At 71.1% G+C, this 16,894-nt stretch carries 15 protein-coding genes; 5 read left to right on the forward strand and 10 right to left on the reverse strand.

The genetic code is table 11. From position 1 onward, the window contains the following. Positions 1-6: 6 nt before the first annotated feature. Positions 7-594 (reverse strand): helix-turn-helix domain-containing protein, encoded by a 588-nt coding sequence (locus HND91_RS07840; protein WP_343057202.1) that lies wholly within the window; start codon positions 592-594, stop codon positions 7-9. Positions 595-880: 286 nt separating this feature from the next. On the opposite strand from HND91_RS07840, the gene tal reads away from it, so the two are divergent. After that, positions 881-1,846, forward strand: coding sequence for a transaldolase (gene tal / locus HND91_RS07845; protein ID WP_181705990.1), 966 nt, complete (start codon positions 881-883; stop codon positions 1,844-1,846). A gap of 119 nt (positions 1,847-1,965) precedes the next feature. Next, positions 1,966-2,913, forward strand: a complete 948-nt coding sequence (locus HND91_RS07850) for a sugar-binding transcriptional regulator (RefSeq protein WP_181705991.1) — start codon at positions 1,966-1,968, stop codon at positions 2,911-2,913. Between the two features lie 24 nt (positions 2,914-2,937). Here HND91_RS07850 and HND91_RS07855 read toward each other — a convergent pair whose 3' ends face one another. The 5 genes from HND91_RS07855 to HND91_RS07875 all read right to left on the reverse strand — a co-directional run bounded on the left by HND91_RS07855 (position 2,938) and on the right by HND91_RS07875 (position 9,096). Further along, complete coding sequence (locus HND91_RS07855) at positions 2,938-3,480, reverse strand: copper chaperone PCu(A)C (RefSeq protein WP_181705992.1); 543 nt, start codon at positions 3,478-3,480, stop codon at positions 2,938-2,940. A 113-nt stretch (positions 3,481-3,593) separates the two neighbouring features. After that, a complete protein-coding gene (locus tag HND91_RS07860) occupies positions 3,594-3,938 on the reverse strand; it encodes a DUF2946 family protein (protein WP_181705993.1) in 345 nt (114 codons plus the stop codon). Positions 3,939-4,269: 331 nt separating this feature from the next. After that, on the reverse strand, positions 4,270-5,823 hold the full coding sequence (locus HND91_RS07865) for a SpoVR family protein (protein ID WP_181705994.1): 1,554 nt from the start codon (positions 5,821-5,823) through the stop codon (positions 4,270-4,272). Beyond that, complete coding sequence (locus HND91_RS07870; protein WP_181705995.1) at positions 5,820-7,127, reverse strand: YeaH/YhbH family protein; 1,308 nt, start codon at positions 7,125-7,127, stop codon at positions 5,820-5,822. Before HND91_RS07870 ends, HND91_RS07865 begins: the two co-directional genes overlap by 4 nt. A 25-nt stretch (positions 7,128-7,152) precedes the next feature. Further along, positions 7,153-9,096: a PrkA family serine protein kinase gene (locus HND91_RS07875; protein WP_181705996.1), complete on the reverse strand. Its 1,944-nt coding sequence runs from the start codon at positions 9,094-9,096 to the stop codon at positions 7,153-7,155. Between the two features lie 430 nt (positions 9,097-9,526). Between HND91_RS07875 and HND91_RS07880 the strand changes: the two genes are divergently transcribed. The 3 genes from HND91_RS07880 (at position 9,527) to HND91_RS07890 (ending at position 13,306) form a co-directional block, all read left to right on the forward strand. Continuing rightward, positions 9,527-10,057: an ankyrin repeat domain-containing protein gene (locus HND91_RS07880; RefSeq protein WP_181705997.1), complete on the forward strand. Its 531-nt coding sequence runs from the start codon at positions 9,527-9,529 to the stop codon at positions 10,055-10,057. 152 nt (positions 10,058-10,209) lie between these two features. Then, positions 10,210-11,358 carry a hypothetical protein gene (locus HND91_RS07885; RefSeq protein WP_181705998.1) on the forward strand — a complete coding sequence of 383 codons (1,149 nt, stop codon included), beginning with the start codon at positions 10,210-10,212 and terminating at the stop codon, positions 11,356-11,358. A gap of 508 nt (positions 11,359-11,866) precedes the next feature. After that, positions 11,867-13,306, forward strand: a complete 1,440-nt coding sequence (locus tag HND91_RS07890) for a sensor histidine kinase (RefSeq protein WP_181705999.1) — start codon at positions 11,867-11,869, stop codon at positions 13,304-13,306. Between the two features lie 6 nt (positions 13,307-13,312). Here HND91_RS07890 and HND91_RS07895 read toward each other — a convergent pair whose 3' ends face one another. The 4 genes from HND91_RS07895 to HND91_RS07910 all read right to left on the reverse strand — a co-directional run bounded on the left by HND91_RS07895 (position 13,313) and on the right by HND91_RS07910 (position 16,868). Beyond that, positions 13,313-14,563, reverse strand: a complete 1,251-nt coding sequence (locus HND91_RS07895; protein WP_181706000.1) for an RNA polymerase sigma factor — start codon at positions 14,561-14,563, stop codon at positions 13,313-13,315. 15 nt (positions 14,564-14,578) lie between these two features. Continuing rightward, entirely contained in the window at positions 14,579-14,944 is a 366-nt protein-coding gene (locus HND91_RS07900) for a YciI family protein (RefSeq protein ID WP_181706001.1), read from the reverse strand. Between the two features lie 161 nt (positions 14,945-15,105). Continuing rightward, entirely contained in the window at positions 15,106-15,618 is a 513-nt protein-coding gene (locus tag HND91_RS07905) for a hypothetical protein (RefSeq protein ID WP_181706002.1), read from the reverse strand. 86 nt (positions 15,619-15,704) lie between these two features. After that, positions 15,705-16,868, reverse strand: coding sequence for a PstS family phosphate ABC transporter substrate-binding protein (locus HND91_RS07910; protein ID WP_181706003.1), 1,164 nt, complete (start codon positions 16,866-16,868; stop codon positions 15,705-15,707). Positions 16,869-16,894 lie beyond the last annotated feature (26 nt).

Below are 16,894 nucleotides of genomic sequence, written 5' to 3' on the forward strand. Positions count from 1 at the left end.
GACGCCTCACACGATGAAAAGATGGTAGCGGGCCCCGTCATCCGGGGGCGTTTCGAACCGGCTGGGGCCGGCGAGCTGGTAGCGCAGGCAGTCGCCCGGGCCGAGGTCGTAGGCGGCCCCGGCCACGGTGACCTGGAGCCGACCCTCCACGACGAGCAGGTGATGCTCCAGCCCTGGCCGGGGCGGCTGGTCGTAGTCGATGCGGGCGCCGGGGCCGAGAGCGCAGTCCAGCACCTCGCCGGCGAGAGTGGCGGCCGGCGGCGACACGGAGCGGCGCGTGAAGCCGACGCTCGGGTCGGTCCAGACGGTCTGCCGGTCGCGTGGCACCAGGGGGTCGAAGTCGTCCTCCACCATGCGGATCAGCCGCGACATGGGCAGGCCGTAGGCGGCGCAGAGCTTGCCGAGGGCACTCGCCGTGGGGCTCACCTCCGCATTCTCCAGCCGCGACAGGGTGGCCCGGCTGACGCCGCTGCGGCGCGCCAGGTCGTCCAGGGTCCAGCCGCGCTCGAACCGCAGCGCCTTCAGCCGCTCGGCGATCCGGCGGTCCAGATCGGCGCCGGGAGGTTCGGACGGGATGTCGAATGCGTTTCTCACATACGAGAGGTTATTTCGAATTAGAGACGTCGTCCAGTGCGGGACCGGACGGTCTGGAAGGATTCGATAGGACGTGCGCCGGATCACGCCAGAGGAGGCGCATCAACCCTGCCCGATTAACTGCAATTTCTTTCATTATACTGTTTTCTTGCATTTTGAAGGCCGCTGCCCTACCTCAGGACCGGGCCGGCCTGTCGCTGCGCCTGTCCGGCCGCGATTACGGGCCGGTTTCCTTGTCCCGAGGCCGCCCCCGGCGGCCGGCGATCTGGCGTTGAGGTGTCAGCCGATGAATGCCGCGAGCAAGCTCGACCAGTTGAAGTCGATCACCACCGTCGTCGCCGATACCGGCGACATCGAAGCGATCCGCAAGTTCCAGCCGGTGGACTGCACCACCAACCCGACGCTGGTGCTGAAGGCGGTGGCCCTGCCCGCCTACGAGGGCGTGGTGGCGGACGCCGTCCGCTGGGGTGGTTCGCTCTCCGGCAACCGGGACGGCGCCGTGAAGGCCGTGGCGGACCGGCTGGCGGTGGCCGTCGGCACCGAACTCGCCCGTCTCGTGCCGGGCCGGGTCTCCACCGAGGTGGACGCCGACCTGTCGTTCGACACTGCCGCCACCGTGGAGACGGCGCGCTCCATCATCGCGGCCTACAAGGCGAACGGCATCGACCGCGAGAAGATCCTGATCAAGATTGCCGGCACCTGGGAGGGCATCCGCGCGGCGGAAATCCTCCAGCGCGAGGGCATCGACACCAACATCACGCTGATCTTCGACAAGGCCCAGGCGATCGCCTGCGCGGACGCCAAGGCCTTCCTGATCTCGCCCTTCGTCGGCCGGATCCTGGACTGGCACGTGAAGACCGAGGGCCGCACCTTCGAGCCGGAGGAGGATCCGGGCGTCCTCTCGGTCCGCGAGATCTACCGCTACTACAAGAGCCACGGCATCGGGACCGTCGTGATGGCCGCCTCGTTCCGCTCCGTCGGCGAGGTGGAGGCGCTCGCGGGCTGCGACCGGCTGACGGTCTCGCCGGCGATCCTCGACCAGCTGGCCGCCGACACCGGTCCGCTCGCCCGCAAGCTCGACCCGGCCCATATCGGCGAAGCGCCGGCCCGCGTGGACCTGGACGAGAAGGCCTTCCGCTGGGCCATGAACCAGAACCCCATGGCGACCGAGAAGCTCGCCGAGGGCATCCGGCTGTTCGCCAAGGACCTGGAGGCGCTGCGCGCGCTCGTGGCCGGCCGCCTCGCCGGCTGACCGAAAGGACGACGAACAGGAGGGCGCCGCCCGGCGCGCGCCCTCCCCCACCGTCCCGCGGACGCGTCCAGGGCCGCGCCCGTGAACGCCCGCGAGTCACACCCGCCAAGGTCCGGACCATGCCGCGTCCCCGCCGCAGTGAAGACCTGATCGTCAGCGTCGCCCGGATGCGCTACGAGCAGCGCCTGCCGCAGACGGAGATCGCCCGCCAGCTCGATCTGTCCGAGGCGACGGTCAGCCGCTGCCTGAAGGCGGCCCTCGATCTCGGCTACGTGGAGATCCAGGTCGCCCCGAAGGCCTTCCGGGATGCCGAGGCCGAGCAGCGCCTGAAGAAGGCGTTCGGCCTCGCCCACGCGGTGGTGGTCGAAGATCGGCCCGGCCACGGCGCGGGCCTCGACGTGCTCGCCAAGGCCACCGCCCGTCTGTTGGAGGATCTTCTCGACACCGGCGACGTGCTCGGCGTTTCCGACGGCATCACCGTGGCGGCCATCGCCCAGGCCATGCGCCGGCCCGCCGCCCGCGACCTGGACGTGGTCTCCCTCGTGGGCGGCGTCGGCGCCCCGGAGGAGCCGAGCCATTCCAGCGAGGTGTGCCGGCGCGCCGCCGCCGGGCTCGGCGCCCGCGGCTGGCAGCTGCCCGTGCCGGCCATCGTGGACGACGTCGCCATCGCGACCGTCCTCCACGACACGGCAGCCGTGCGGGCGGTGTTCGACTTGATGCGCCGGGTGCGGGTGGCGCTCGTCGGCGTCGGCACCGTGTCGCGCGACGCCACCATCTTCCGCCACGGGCTGGTGGACGAATCCCTCGCCGAGACGATCCGGGCGAACGGGGCGGCGGGCACCATCTGCGCCCGCTTCTTCGGTCCCGGCGGGCAGCCGGTCGGCACCGGGTTCGACGACCGCACCCTGTCGATCTCGCTGACCGACCTCGCCCGGGTGGAGATCCGCCTCGGCGCGGCCCGCTCGCCCGGCAAGGCGCCCGCGATCCGCGCCGCCATCGAGGGCGGGCTTCTCAACGCGATCGCCACCGACGGCCCGACGGCCGAGGCGCTGCTCTCACTGGCCTGAGGGCCTCGGCGATCCGAGGCGGCGTCAGCCGCCGTGGCCCTGGTGCGCGCCGTGGTCCTCCGAGGGAGCCTTCGCGCCGATCGGGGCGACTGGCCACTCCACCGTCACCCGCCCGGCCTTCTCGAACACCAGCGTGGCCGTCACGGTCTTGCCCGCCACGAGCGGTTCCTTGAGGCCGACGAACATCACGTGGTAGCCGCCGGGCTCCAGGCGGACCTCTCCGCCGGCCGGGATCTCCAGGCCCTCGGCGAGCGGCCGCATCTTCATCACGCCCGCGTCCATGGCCATCTGGTGGATCTCGAACCGCTCAGAGAACGGCGCCTCGCCGCCGACCAGCCGGTCGGCTTCGCCGCCCGTGTTGCGGATCGTCAGGAAGCCGCCGCCGACGGACGCGCCGGCGGGCGTCGCCCGGGCCCAGGGCGTGTCGATCACGAGCGAACCGGCCCTCGTCTCGCCGGCGAGGACGGCATGGGCGAGCGCCACCACGAGCGCGAAGGCGAGGAGGAGCAGGCCGAGGCGTTCTTCCACGCCGGAGGGTTTCAGAAGACGGGACAGACGGGGGGACATGCAATCGATCCTGAACGGTAGAAACAAGAGGCCGACGGGTCGGATCATCACGCCAACGCGACGATCGGCCGGAGGAAGGCGGTCGCCCCAGGGGCGACCCTCTGAGTGTGGGATCAGGCGCCGAGCGGCGGAGCGCGCGGCAGTCCCGGCGCCCGGACCGGCGCGACGAGCGCCGCGCGCGTGGCGACGGCCGGTCGGGCCGTCCGGTCAGACAGCCAGCCAGGGCCCGTCAGCAACGGCACCGGCGGCAGGTCGGCGCAAGCCATCGCGCAGGCGACCGCGCAGGCGGCGTCGTGCCGCGGCCCGTCGCCCGGTTCCGCCGGGCCGCCCATGGAGCAGACCACAAGGCCGAGACCGCCCGGCGCCACCGGCGCGGCGAGCGCCGGCGCCAGCATCTGGACGAGGATCGCGTAGGCGAGCAGCACGACGAGCGGCCTTGCCGTCGCCTGTCTCCCCATCCGGTTGCCCATCGCTGATGCCCTTCGTTCCGCTCGGTTGGTCGCACAGGCCGAACGCCGATGACCGGCTTGCGCCGATATCATCATAGCCGCGTGCTATCAACAGAGTGCGCCGGACGGCGCTCGGGAAACATGCGGTCCGCCGCCGCAGGCCGGATCGTCGCAGCCACTTTGGGGGTTCTGGCAATCTTCTCCGCCGGGCGCATCTGGGTTCGTGCGGATGCGACGATCCGTGCGCCGCTCGCACGCGCGCCGAACCGGAGGCGTCAGCCCGGCCGATCTGAAACCAGACGGCCCTCGCCCGGGCGATCCTCGAGCGCGCCGCCGCGGTTCAGGCGAAGATGCCGGGCCGGGCCTTGGCGTGGTGCTCCTTCAGCACGGCTTCCGTGTTGTAGTCCACCTCGCGCAGGACCACGTCGTAGCTCCAGAGATCCGCCAGATGCTGCAGCACGCGGGCGGTGTCCTCCGGCTGCAGCAGCATGTTGCGCAGCACCCGGTGATGGACGACGAGCCGGCGCGTACCTTCCAGGTCCACGTCCACCACCTGGATGTCCGGCGACAGCCAGGCCGTGTCGTGCTGGCGGGCGAGCAGGCGCCGCAGTTTGCGGTAGCCACGGTCGTCGTGGATGGCGCTGACCGACAAGTGCGGCTCGTCGGGATCGTCCTCGATGTGGAACAGGCGCCACTTGCGGATCAGGGTCGGCGACAGGAACTGGGCGATGAAGCTCTCGTCGCGGTAGTTGCGCCAGATCTCCTTCAGGTTGCCCATCACGTCGCCGTTGCCGGCGAGGTCCGGGAACCAGGCCTTGTCCTCGTCGGTCGGGTCCGTGGCGATGCGCTCGATGTCGCTCATCATGTCGAAGCCGAGCGCGTAGGGGTTGATCCCGTTGTAGTAGGGATCCTCGAACACCGGCTGGCGCACCACGTTGGTGTGCGAGGTCAGGAACTCCAGGTAGCTGCCGTCGCTGATCTGCCCGCGCTCGTGCAGGATGTTCATGATGCGGTAGTGCGTATAGGTCGCGCACCCCTCGTTCATCACCTTGGTCTGCTGCTGCGGATAGAAATACTGGGCGATGTTGCGGACGATGCGCAGCACCTCGCGCTGCCACGGGGCGAGCCGCGGCGCGGTCTTCTCCAGGAAGTAGAGCAGGTTCTCCTGCGGCAGTTCCAGAAGCGCGCGGCGCTTGTCGTCGCGCATCTGCCGCGCCTTGTTGCCGTCCGACTTGCCCGGCACCGTGCGCCAGAGGTCGTCGTACATGCGCTCCTGGTTCTCCTGGCGCTCCCGCTCCCGCTTCTCCTCGCTCTTGAGGTTCATGGGCTTCTTGCGCGGGTAGCGGTGCACGCCCTGGGGCATCAGCGCGTGGGCGGCGTCCAGCACCCGCTCCACCGCGGCCTGACCGTAGCGCTCCTCGCACGACATCACGTAGGACTTGGCGAAGGTCAGATAGTCCAGGATCCCGTCCGGGTCGGTCCACTGGTTGAAGAGATAGTTGTTCTTGAAGAAGTGATTGTGCCCGAACGCCGCGTGCGCGATCACCAGCGTCTGCATCGTGGCGGTGTTCTCCTCCATGATGTAGCTGATGCACGGGTTGGAGTTGATGACGATCTCGTAGGCGAGACCCATCAGGCCCTTGCGGTAGACCGCCTCGTGCTGGGCGAAGTGCTTGCCGAAGCTCCAGTGCTTGTAGAACAGCGGCATGCCGGTGGACGCGTAGGCGTCCAGCATCTGCTCGGCCGTGATGATCTCGATCTGATTCGGGAAGGTGTCGAGCCCGAGGTCCTTGTCGGCGATCTCCGCGATGGCGTCGTGGACCCGCTGGATGGTGGAGAAGTCCCAGTCGTTGCCCTCGAACAGGAGCCGCCCGGTCTTGATCTGCACCGTCATGGCGAGGCCCCCTCCGCCGCGTCGCGCTTCTGGAACAGCTGCCGGAACACCGGATAGATGTCCTCCCGGCGCTGCACGCGGCGCATCTCGAACCGGGCGCCGGTCCGCTGGAGCGCCTCGTAGGTCCGCCACAGGGTGGTGTCGCCCTGGTGCTGCATGAATCCCATGTGGCCGCCGGGATCGCCCACCTGGAGATAGGCGAAATACTGACAGACCGGCAGGATGTCCTCGCGCAGGAGCCGCGTCGTCCGCTCCCCGTCCGACGACATGTTGTCGCCGTCCGACGCCTGGGCGGCGTAGATGTTCCAGCTCGCCGGATCGTAGCGCTCCTCGACCACCCGCTTCATCTCCACGAAGGCGGACGACACCATGGTGCCGCCGGTCTCGGTGCCGCGGAAGAAGGTCTCCTCGTCCACCTCCTTGGCCTTGTCCGTGTGGCGGATGAAGACCACGTCCACGTGCTTGTAGCGCCGCGTCAGGAACACGTGCAGCAGCATGAAGAAGCGCTTGGCGAGGTCCTTCATGTGCTCGCTCATGGAACCGGAGACGTCCATGAGGCAGAACATCACCGCCTGGGCGATGGGCTTGGGGAAGGGCTCGTAGCGCCGGTAGCGCAGGTCGAGCGGGTCGAGATACGGGATGGTGGCGCGCCGGCGGGTCTGGCTCTCCAGCTGCTTGCGCAGGGCCTCCACGGCGCCGGGCTCGGCGCCCTCCTCCTCCATGCGGCGGAGCGTCTCCTCCATCTCGGCGATCTCGTCGGCCTTCGGCCGCCGCATGGCGATGCGCCGCGACATGGAGACCTTGAGCGTGCGGGCAAGCGCCAGGTTCGCCGGCGAGCCGGACGTGGTGTAGCCGGCCCGGCGGATCCCCTCGGACTCCGTCAACGCGATGCGGCGCTTGGCGAGGTCCGGCAGTTCCAGGTCGTCGAGGAAGATGTTGAGGAACTCCTCCCGCGTCAGCACGAAGCGGAAGGCGTCCTCGCCGTCGCCCTGGCCGCCCTCGCGGCCGCTGCCCTTGCCGCCGCCGCCCTGGGGCCGCTCGATCAGGTCGCCTTCCACGTACTGCCGGTTGCCCGGCAGCACGATGTCGCGCTTGCCGCCGGACCCTGCGCGCCGCAGCGTCGGCTCGCGGATGTCGTCGACCGGGATCGAGACCTCCCCGGCCTGGTCCAGGTCTCCGATACCGCGGTCCTTCGTGCTCTCTCGCACGGCGCGCTGGACCAGTTCCTTGGCACGCCTCAGGAAGCGCTGCCGGTTCGCAAAGCTCTTCCCACCCGGGTTCAGCCGTCGATCGACGATGTGCATCCGTTGTCCCGTTCGCCGGCCACGATCAGCCGGCTTGTTTGACCCGCATGTACCATTCCACCAGCCGCCGCACCTGCCGCTCGGTATAGCCCCGCTCGACCATGCGCTCGACGAAGTCGGCGTGCTTCTTCTCGGTGTCGCTGTCCTTCTTCGATCCGAAGCTGATGACCGGCAGCAGTTCCTCCACCTGGCTGAACATGCGCCGCTCGATCACGTCCCGGATCTTCTCGTAGCTCGACCAGGACGGGTTGCGCCCCTTGTTGGCGGCCCGCCACCGGAGAGCGAACTTCACCACCTCGTTGCGGAAGTCCTTCGGGTTCGCGATGCCCGCGGGCTTCTCGATCTTGGTCAACTCCTGGTTCAGGAGCTCCCGGTCCAGCATCTGCCCGGTGTCAGGATCCTTGAAGTCCTGGTCCTCGATCCACGCATCCGCGTAGTCGATGTAGCGATCGAACAGATTCTGCCCGTAATCGTGGTAGGATTCCAGATAGGCCTTCTGGATTTCGTTGCCGATAAATTCGGCATAGCGCGGTCCGAGCTCGCCCTTGATGTATTCGAGGTAGAGCTTTTCAGTCTCCGGCGGCAGCTGTTCGCGGCGGAGCGCCTGCTCCAGCACGTACATCAGGTGCACCGGGTCGGCGGCCACCTCCACGGTGTCGTGGTTGAAGGTGGCGGCCAGCACCTTGAAGGCGAAGCGGGTGGAGATCCCGTCCATGCCCTCATCGACGCCGGCGGTGTCCTTGTATTCCATCAGGCTGCGGGCGCGGGGGTCCACCTCGCGCAGGCTCTCGCCGTCGTAGACCCGCATCTTGGAGAAGATGTTGGAGTTCTCGTGCGGCTTCAGGCGCGACAGCACCGCGAAACGGGCCAGCATCTCCAGCGTGCCCGGCGCGCAGGGCGCGGCGGCGAGCTCGGAGCCGCGGATCAGCTTCTCGTAGATGCGCTGCTCCTCCATCACCCGGAGGCAGTAGGGCACCTTGATGACGTAGATGCGGTCGATGAAGGCCTCGTTGTTCCGGTTCGTCTTGAACGACTGCCACTCCGCTTCGTTGGAGTGGGCCATGACGATGCCGGAGAACGGGATCGCGCCGATGTTCTCGGTGCCGATGTAGTTGCCTTCCTGGGTCGCCGTCAGCAGCGGATGCAGCATCTTGATCGGCGCCTTGAACATCTCGACGAACTCGAGAAGCCCCTGGTTGGCGCGGTTGAGGCCGCCGGAATAGCTGTAGGCGTCCGGGTCCGCCTGGGACAGGGTCTCCAGCTTGCGGATGTCCACCTTGCCGACGAGCGAGGAGATGTCCTGGTTGTTCTCGTCGCCCGGCTCGGTCTTGGCGATCGCCACCTGGCGCAGGCGCGACGGCGTGACCTTCACCACCTTGAAGCGCGAGATGTCGCCGTCGAACTCGTCCAGGCGCTTCAGGCACCACGGGCTCATCAGGCCGGTGAGGCGCCGGCGCGGGATGCCGTAGCGGTCCTCCAGCATGGGGCCGGCGGTCTCCGGGTCGAACAGCCCGAGCGGGCTCTCGAACACCGGGCTCACCTCGTTGCCGGCCTTCAGCACGTAGATGGGATTGGCCTCCATCAGGGCCTTCAGCCGCTCGGCGAGCGACGACTTGCCGCCGCCGACCGGGCCGAGCAGGTAGAGGATCTGCTTGCGCTCCTCCAGCCCCTGGGCGGCGTGCCGGAAGAAGGACACGATCCGCTCGATCGTCTCCTCCATGCCGTAGAACTCGGCGAAAGCCGGGTAGACCCGGATCGTCCGGTTCATGAAAATGCGGCCGAGCCGCGGGTCCCGGGAGGTGTCGACCAGCTCCGGTTCGCCGATCGCGTCCAGGATCCGTTCGGGCGCGCTGGCGTACGCTTTCGGATCGGCCTTACACAGGTCGAGGTATTCGGACAGCGTCATCTCCACGCTGCGCCGCGTCTGGTGAACCCGAGCCAAATCCGAAAACACGTCAGTCGCTGTCATGGCCGTCCCTACGTGCGGTTCATTTGAACGTATATGGAGGGTCAGCAACGGAACACGAGCGGCGAAGGTTTGGTTTCCGTCGACGCGTGAATGTTATTCCGCTCCGCCGTATCAGCATTCGAGAATGAGGTTAGGCTTCAGCCGTCGCGCCTGACAATCCCCAAAAGCGTGAACGACGCCCGCTGAACCCGGCCTGAGCGGTTCGAATTCGACCCCGCACAGGCCTGCAGGAACGATCTCAGGCCGCGTTCCCGCCGAAAAGATGGCGCGGCGGGCCGCGACGAAAAGACTATGCCGGCGAAATATGCGTGCATCATCGGAAACCTGCCGGCGCGGAACGGCCAGGAGAGCCCGGAGTGCCGCTCTGGTCAGGCCGGGCCCGCCGCCCTAAGGTTCCGCCCGTCAGCCGACCCGACCTGGAGGCGATCGCGTGCAGAATCCCGACGAGCGGCCCACCCTCGACGACGCCACCATCGCGTTCGCCGGACGCGTGTTCCAGCATGCGCGGGCCGGCGACACCGACGAGCTCGACACCCTGCTCGTCATGGGGCTGCCGCCGAATCTGCGCAACGACAAGGGCGACAGCCTCCTGATGCTGGCGAGCTACAACGGCCGGCTGGAGACCTCGGCCGCGCTTCTGCGCCACGGCGCGGACGCCAATCTGGCCAACGACCGCGGCCAGACGCCGCTGGCCGGCGCTGCCTTCAAGGGCGACGCCGCCATGGTGCGCCTCCTCCTGGAGAACGGGGCCGTGGTGGACGCCGCCGCCCCGGACGGACGCACGGCCCTGATGATCGCCGCCATGTTCAACCGCCTGGACATCGTCGAGATCCTGCTCGACGCCGGCGCCGATCCGGCGGCCGTGGACGCGGGCGGTCTGACCGCCGAGGCGGTGGCCCGCGCCATGGGGGCGACGGACACGCCGGACCGCCTCGCCGCGGCCGTGGCGTCCGGGGGCTGACGCCGGCGCCGCGTCCGGGAGCCGGGCGGCCGGGTTCGGGCGGCCGGATCTCGCCGAGGCGGGCCGGCACGGAACAGGCGCCTCCGCACCGGCGTTGACGAGGGAGCCTTCCCGGACCGGTCCTGACGGTCCCCCTCGCCCGGAGCGCGTTCATGAACAAGCTCGTCCTTTCCGGCGCCGTTGCGATCGGCGCCATTACCTCGACGCTCGCGCCGGCGTCGGCGGCCTGCATCCAGGACATCGCCCAGCTTGAATCCCGCATCATCGGACCGGCCGACGCCGCAGGCGCCAACACCGGCCCGGCCGCCGGCGCGCGCGCCGGCCAGGTCCGCGAGGGCGAGCCCGACTACGCGCGGGCGCTCGACGCCATCAACCGGGCCCGCGCCGCCAACGCGCAAGGCGACCAGTCGGGCTGCACCGACGCGCTCTCGGAAGCCCGGGCGGCCATCGGCGAGACCGAGGGCGAGGCCGGCGGCACAGGCACGGCCGGCGCCGGCGGCACCGGATCCGGCGGCACCGGGACCGAGGGAGCCGGCGGAACGGGCGCGGCCGGCACCGGCACGACCGGAACCGGCATCGGCACGACGGGCACGACCGGCGCCGGCACCTCCGGAACGGGGACGACCGGCACCGGGACGGAGACCGGCCTCGGCACCACCGGCACAGGCACGACCGGAACGGGAACGACCGGCACCAACACCGGGACGGAGACCGGCATCGGCACGACCGGCACCCCGGGCACGGGGACCACAGGCACCGGGATCGGCGCGGGCACAGGCGCTCCAGGTACGGGCACCTCCGGAACGGGCACCACGGGCACCTCCGGAACGGGCGCGAGCGGCACCACCACCGGGTCCGGCGCGACAGGGACCGGCACGGGCACGAGCCCCATGGGCACGGGTGACGCCGAGACCGGCACGGCCGGCACGGGGGCGGGCGGCACCGGCACGTCCGGCGCGGCCGGCGTCGACGCGAACACCCCGGGCACGGACACCATGGGCACCGGCAACAACGCGCCGGGCACCGATGCGATCGGGTCCGACACCAACTCGCCCGGCTCGGACACCATGGGCACCGGAACCACGTCGTCCGGCCCGGACCTGATGGCGCCGTCGGGCACGGGCACCACCGGGGCCGGCTCATCCGGCACCGGCAGCACGGGTTCGGGCTCGACCGGAAGCGGTTCGTCCGGCGCCGGGTCGTCCGGCGCGGGCTCCTCCGGGGCCGGATCGTCCGGCTCGTCGGGCGGCGGTGCGTCCGGCGGTGGCGGCGGCGGCGGTGGAGGCGGTGGCGGCGGCTGAGGTCCGCCGCGGCTCCGCCGAATGCCGGCGTGACCCCGCCCGCGCGCGGTCACGCCCGTCCTGTCGCGCGCCGCCTGGCGCGACCCTTTCGTCCGCGGCTCCAGGCTCGCCCCGACCCGGCCGACCGGCGACGTCGGGCGAGCGATCGCGCACCACCGCGGACGTGATGTCTCAGGCCGGCGGACGCGACAGCGCCGTCCACCTGGGTGACCTTAGCGACCGCTCCCGATCACCTATCCTTCAACGAAAACGTCGGTTCCCGGCCACGCTCCGGTGGTCCGCCGTCCCCCCCACCCGTCCGGGCTCGTCCTTCGGGGCGGTCCGGATCGCGCGGCCGTGCCCGGCGTGGGGCGGCCGGGGGCATGGCCTGAAAAACCTTTCTCGAGCAAAACGGGGCTCCGCCGCCTTGTCATCCCTTGTTCCTGAAAGGTACTGTTTGTCGCATGCATTCAGGCCACTCAGAGCGTCTCCGTTGAATTTCCAGCCCTTTCTTGCCGGCGGCGGCGACATGGGGGAGCGAATCCGGGCTTTCGACTGGAGCTCGACCTCGCTCGGCCACCCGTCCGGCTGGCCCGAAACCCTGAGAACGCTGATCCGTGTGATGCTGGCGTCGCGTCAGCCCATGTTCATCGCCTGGGGTCCGGAGCGCCGGATGCTCTACAACGACGGCTATGCGCCGCTTTGCGGGAACAAGCACCCCGGCGCGCTGGGACGACGGTTCGAGGAGGTCTGGGCCGACATCATCGACGACGTCGGGCCGATCATGGATGCCGCCTACGCGGGCGTTCCGACCTACATGGAGGACATCCAGTTCGTCATGCGGCGCTACGGCCGCGACGAGGAGACCCACTTCTCGTTCGGCTACACGCCCGTGCGCGACGAGGCCTCGGACACGGTCGTCGGCATGTTCTGCACCTGCCTGGAAATCACCTCGGAGGTGCTGCTCTCCCGCGAGCGCGAGCGGGAGGTGGCGCGCATGCGCGAACTGTTCGAACAGGCGCCCGCCGCCACGGCCGTCATGAGCGGGCGGGACCACGTGTTCGAGATCGCCAACGCCGCCTACATCCGCCTCGTCGGCAACCGCGACGTGATCGGCAGGCCGCTGCGCGAGGCGCTGCCGGAGATCGCCGAGCAGGGCTTCGAGACGCTGCTCGACCAGGTCTACGCCACGGGCCTCGCCTATGTGGGCAGCGACGTGCCGATCGAGTTCCGCCGCGGCGTCAACGCGCCGGTAGAGACCCGCATCCTCGACTTCGTGTTCCAGCCGATCCGGTCCGGCGGCGCGGACAAGGTCCGCGGCATCTTCGTCCAGGCGGCGGACGTGACGGAGAAGCGGGCAGCCGAGAAGATGCAGCGGCTGCTCAACCAGGAACTCAGCCACCGCATGAAGAACCAGCTCGCGGTGGTGCAGAGCATCGTCACCCAGTCGCTGCGCAACGCCTCCAGCCTGGACGAGGCGCGGGGCAAGGTCACCGGCCGGCTCGAGGTGCTCGCCCGCGCCCATGACATGCTGCTCACCGGCAAGACCGAGCGGGCCACCATCGCGGACATCGTGGCGAGCGCCATCGGCCATCACGAGGACGAGCCCGGCCTGCGGTTCGACATTGAGGGCCCGCCCATCGAGTTCGGCTCCCAGGCCGCCCTGTCGCTCGCCCTCGTGGTGCAGGAACTCTCCACCAACGCGGCCAAGTACGGCGCCCTGTCGGTGCCGGAAGGACGCGTGACGATCCGCTGGAACGAGGCCGAGCTGAACGGCGAGCGGGCGTTGGACTTCGCCTGGAAGGAAACCGGCGGCCCGCCGGTGTCGCCGCCGACCGGGCGCGGCTTCGGGTCCCGCCTGGTGCTCGGCGGCATCTCCGGGGCGGTCAGCCACCCGACGCTGGACTTCGAGCCGGACGGCCTGCGCTACCGGCTCCTGGTCTCGCTCGCGCGGGCCGCCCCGCGCTGACGGGGTTCAGGGCGTCCGCGTCAGGAAGGCCCGGACGGCCGGATCGTCCGCCAGGGCCGCCGCCCGGGCCCGCGCCTCCGCGGCGTCCAGGCCGCGGCCGAGGGCTTCCAAAAGATGGGCGCGGACGGCATGGAAGGGCTGATGGTCGGCGACCCGGCTCGCCGGCAGCCCGTCCGCGAGCGCCAACCCGTCCGACGGACGCCCCGCGGCGCCGAGCGCGGCCGCGAGCCCGAGCACGGACCCGATGGTCGGGGCGATGGCCGCCAGCTGTTCGTGCAGGTGGACGAGCGCCGCGGACAGGTCGCGCCCGGTCACACGGGCGGCCACATGGGCCGACTGGATCGCCGCCTCCAGCTGGAAGCGGCCCGGCGACCGGCTCCGCGCGGCGACCGACAACTGCTCCTCCGCCTCCACGATCATCGGCCGCGACCACCGGGCCGGGTCCTGGGCTGCCAGAGGCACGTAGGCGCCTTCCGGCGTCCGGCGCGCGCCGGATCGCGCCTCGCAGAAGAGCATGAGGGCCAGGAGCCCGCGCGCCTCCGCGTCGTCCGGCACGCCGTCCACCAGCACCCGCGCCAGCCAGATCGCCTCCTCGGTCAGCCCGTCCCGGTCGCCGCCGCCGGCGAGGACCGCCGCGTCCCAACCCGCGCCATAGGCCGCGAAGATGGCCTCGCGCACGCTGTCCGCCCGGGCGGGCCAGGCGCCCGCGTCGGGCAGGTCGAAGCGCAGGCCGGTGTCCCGGATCCGCGCCTTGGCGCGCACGAGGCGCTGGCTCATGGCGGCGGGGGCGACCAGGAAGGCCGCCGCGATGCGCCGGGCGTCGAACCCGAGCACGGTCTGGAGCATCAGGGGCGTGCGCGCCGCCGGGTCGATCGCCGGGTGCGCGCACACGAAGAGGAGGCCGAGACGGCGGTCGGCGAGCGGCGGCCCGTCGCCGTTCTCGCCGGCCCTCGCCATCAGGTCGAGCGTCGACGCAGCCTCCGCCCGCACGGCGCCGGACCGGGCGAGATCGATCAGCCGGTTGCGCGCCGCCGCCGTCAGCCAGCCGTCCGGGTTGGCCGGCACGCCCTGCCGGGGCCAGGACCGCAGGGCGGCCGCGAAGGCGTCGCCGAGGGCGTCCTCGGCGGCCGTCACGTCCCGGAACGCGCGGGCGAGGTGGGCGAGCAGGCGGCCGTAGGACAGGCGGGCCGCCCGTTCGGCCGCCCGCGCCGCCTCGTCCGCGAACGGCGCGCCATGAGCGTCCGGATGGGAGGTCATGGCGCGCTCCAACGGTCAGGCCGGCGCCGCCATGGGCGGCAGCACGGGGCGGATCTCGGTCGAGCCGTAGCGCGCCGACGGACTGCGGGCCGCCCAGGCGATGGCGGTGTCGAGGTCCGGAACGTCGACGATGAAATAGCCGCCGAGCTGTTCCTTGGTGGCCGCCACGGGCCCGTCCTGCACCAGGCGCTCGCCGTCCCTGAGGCGGACCGTCGTGGCGGCGTGGGGCGCCTGGAGGGCGTTGCCGGACACCACGACGCCGCTTTCGGCGAGCGCGCCGACGTAGGACGTCCAGGCGCCCCAGTAGTCCGTCGCCATCTCGGGCTTGGTCCGGTCCGTGAACACGGCTTCCGGCTCGTAGAAGAGGATCATGTAGTGCATCGCCAAGGGCTCCGCTTTCGCTGCGGGCGATCGTCTCACAGCCGGGCTTCCGCTCGAAGCCCCGACCTTCGACCGCCGGAACCGTCCGTCCGGTTCCGACCCATTGACGGCCGTGGGCGGGTCCTTTCGACAGGCCCCGCCGATTTTCGTCCGCCTCGGCCTCAGTTCGGCTCGAGCGCGACGTCGGTGACCGCCGCGACCGCGCCGCCGGGCTCCAGGGCGTCGCTGACCACGATGCGCAGCGAGCCGTTCTCGCTGGTGCGGATCGTCATGGCGGCTTCCGTGTCGCCGTTCACCGGCCGCGGCCAGCGCATGGCGAGCCGAACCGTGTCGCCCTCCCGCCGCCCGCTCAGCTTGGCGACGCCGGCCCTGGAGCCGGTATAGGTGCCGGTCACCTCGCCGGAGTCCGGATCGAACGTGAGGTCCGCGGCGATGGTGCGGCTGAACACCAGATAGGCGCGGCAGGTGCCCGCGATGGCCACCCGGTTGCCCGCGCGATTGCCCGTGAGGTCGCACGAGACGCGGTCCACCCCGCTCTTGGCGTTCCGCTGGACCTTGCCCTTGCCGGACCAGCTCTGATTGAACCGGTCGAGGAAGTCCGTCTCGGCGTCCGCCGCCCCGCCCAAGACCAGAGCGGCGATGATCGCCGCAGCCAACGTGCCGTATCGAGCCATGATGCGTCTCCGGGTTCCCCCGGGCCGGAAACTCCGCCCACCGGGACCGGGTTCAACCCGGATGCTCGCGGACCGGACGGCGTCCGTCAACCATCCGTGAGCGGACGCAGGATGACCGGCCCGCCGTCGGGGATCTCGGGCCCGGCCGGCACCGCCCCGCCGGGAGCTGCCTCGACCGACGGGTCGGACGGCGCCGGCCCGCGCAGCCGCTCGGCGTCGACGCCGAGCGCCGTCCGGGCCGCTGCCCGGTCCGCCGAAGGCAGCGTCACGAGGCCGGCGGCGGCGAGACGCCCGCCCTCGCCGGCCACGGCGTCCGACACCGCGTTCGTCACCAGCCGGTCGAGCCCCGCCGCCACCCCGAGGCGCGCCTTCTTGACGAGAAGCACCACCGGGTAGGCGAGCGGATAGGCCCCCGACGCGATCGAGGCCGGGTCCGCCGCGACGCCCGCGAGAGGCAGCGCCTTCAGGCGGCGGGTGGCTGCGGCGAGGTCCGCCCGGCTGAGCACGCCCACCGCGCCCGGCGTCCGGTCCATCGCCTGAAGGACGCCCTCGGTCGAGGCCGCCACGGTCGCCCGACCGTCCTCCCGGATCTCCAGGCAGGCCCGCTCCGCCCGCGGCGCGTCGTAGCCCGCCTGCACGTAGACGTCGAAGAAGCCGCTCGCCTTGCAGCCCGCCACCAGCACCGCCTGGTCGAACACGCCGCGCGCGCCATGGTCGGCCGGCGGCAGCGCCACGGCGATCTCCCGGTCCGGCAGGTCGGGGCGGACCTGCGACCAGCGGACGATCCGGTTCGGCAGCAGCTGGCCGTCGACGAGTGTGCGCGAGCCGACCGCCCGGAACCAGTCCTCCGGCGTCAGGTCCATCGTCGGCGAGGCCGCGTCCACCGCCCCGACCAGGGCGTCGCGGCCGATGCGCGCCTCGCCCACGTCGATCACGCCGGACGCCCTGCAGGCCACCTGCTCGTCGGGCGTCATGGTGCGCGTGGCGAGGGCCGCGTCGGCCGCCCCGTCGCCGGCGCCGGCGCAGAAGCGGCGGATCGCCTCCGGAGCGCCGGCGGTGTCGACCACCGGCTCGGGCGCCGGCGAACCGGGCGTCGACGGGTCCGCCGACACGCCCTCGGCGATCACGTCCGCATAGGCCCGCGCCTCGGGCACGCTGACGAGCCGCGCGCCGTCCGGGTCCTCGGCGGCGACCGCCGGGAACGAGCCGAGGAGGCCGGCGGCCAAGGCCGCGATCGTCCGGAGCCGCATCTGTCCGCTCCTCCAAGGTCCTGCCG

Origin of the sequence: Chthonobacter rhizosphaerae, from assembly GCF_013839525.1 — a bacterium.
GTDB classification, from domain to species: Bacteria; Pseudomonadota; Alphaproteobacteria; order Rhizobiales; family Pleomorphomonadaceae; genus Chthonobacter; species Chthonobacter rhizosphaerae.

Bases quoted from the DNA above. Each gene is read 5' to 3' on its own strand.
- tal (WP_181705990.1), top strand. From the start codon at position 881: ATGAATGCCGCGAGCAAGCTCGACCAGTTGAAGTCGATCACCACCGTC.
- HND91_RS07850 (WP_181705991.1), top strand. From the start codon at position 1,966: ATGCCGCGTCCCCGCCGCAGTGAAGACCTGATCGTCAGCGTCGCCCGG.
- HND91_RS07855 (WP_181705992.1), bottom strand. From the start codon at position 3,480: ATGTCCCCCCGTCTGTCCCGTCTTCTGAAACCCTCCGGCGTGGAAGAA.
- HND91_RS07860 (WP_181705993.1), bottom strand. From the start codon at position 3,938: ATGGGGAGACAGGCGACGGCAAGGCCGCTCGTCGTGCTGCTCGCCTAC.
- HND91_RS07865 (WP_181705994.1), bottom strand. From the start codon at position 5,823: ATGACGGTGCAGATCAAGACCGGGCGGCTCCTGTTCGAGGGCAACGAC.
- HND91_RS07870 (WP_181705995.1), bottom strand. From the start codon at position 7,127: ATGCACATCGTCGATCGACGGCTGAACCCGGGTGGGAAGAGCTTTGCG.
- HND91_RS07875 (WP_181705996.1), bottom strand. From the start codon at position 9,096: ATGACAGCGACTGACGTGTTTTCGGATTTGGCTCGGGTTCACCAGACG.
- HND91_RS07885 (WP_181705998.1), top strand. From the start codon at position 10,210: ATGAACAAGCTCGTCCTTTCCGGCGCCGTTGCGATCGGCGCCATTACC.
- HND91_RS07890 (WP_181705999.1), top strand. From the start codon at position 11,867: ATGGGGGAGCGAATCCGGGCTTTCGACTGGAGCTCGACCTCGCTCGGC.
- HND91_RS07895 (WP_181706000.1), bottom strand. From the start codon at position 14,563: ATGACCTCCCATCCGGACGCTCATGGCGCGCCGTTCGCGGACGAGGCG.
- HND91_RS07900 (WP_181706001.1), bottom strand. From the start codon at position 14,944: ATGCACTACATGATCCTCTTCTACGAGCCGGAAGCCGTGTTCACGGAC.
- HND91_RS07905 (WP_181706002.1), bottom strand. From the start codon at position 15,618: ATGGCTCGATACGGCACGTTGGCTGCGGCGATCATCGCCGCTCTGGTC.
- HND91_RS07910 (WP_181706003.1), bottom strand. From the start codon at position 16,868: ATGCGGCTCCGGACGATCGCGGCCTTGGCCGCCGGCCTCCTCGGCTCG.